The 670-nt window shown below is 63.6% G+C and carries 1 protein-coding gene and 1 pseudogene; both read right to left on the bottom strand.

Features of this window, described 5'->3' with window-relative positions; all coding sequences use genetic code 11:
* Nucleotides 1-437 (bottom strand): ABC transporter permease (locus FUT88_RS25735; protein ID WP_410003904.1); only part of this gene is annotated, 437 nt, incomplete at its 3' end.
* Between the two features lie 16 nt (nucleotides 438-453).
* Nucleotides 454-670, bottom strand: a pseudogene (locus FUT88_RS25730) (ABC transporter permease); the annotation flags it as partial.

Here is a 670-nt window from a genome sequence, read left to right as displayed (position 1 = left end):
ATATACGTATTGGCCAGCCCCAGCGGCGCGAAGAACAAGTACATGCCGACGCCTACGACCACCACGGGCACGATCATCGGCGACACCAGCACGGCCATCAGCAGACCCTTGCCGCGGAAGTCCGCCTTGTTCAGCCCGATGGCGGCCAGCGTGCCGAGCACCGTTGCGACGATCGTGGCGGCGGGGGCGACGATGAAGCTGTTCTTGGCCGCCATGCGCCATTCGTCCGACGTGACGAGGTTCTGATACCAGCGCAGCGAATAGCTGGGAATCGGGTACGAAAGGAACGTGCTCGACGAGAACGACAGCGGCACGATCACCAGCACCGGCAGCACGAGGTACAGCAGCGTCAGCACGGCCAGGCCGCGCAGCGCGAAGTACCACAGGCGCTCGACGAGCGAGGTGTGCGGGGCAAACATCGGTTTGGCGAGTTTCATGTTCGATGGGCTCCGTTCAACCAACGCGAACCTTGGGCCGCGTGAAGCGCCCATACACGGCGTACAGCACCAGCGTGGCCAGCAACAGCAGCGCACCCAGCGCGCATGCCATGCCCCAGTTGATCGTGACGTTGGTGAAGTAGGCCACGTAGTAGCTGACCATCTGGTCGTTCGGCCCGCCCAGCAGCGCGGGGGTGATGTAGTAACCGAGTGCAGGATGAACACCAGCAGCG

The sequence above is a fragment of the Ralstonia sp. TCR112 genome, from assembly GCF_007997035.1.
Taxonomy (GTDB): Bacteria; Pseudomonadota; Gammaproteobacteria; order Burkholderiales; family Burkholderiaceae; genus Ralstonia; species Ralstonia edaphi.
This window is presented reverse-complemented; position numbering and strand designations above follow the sequence as displayed.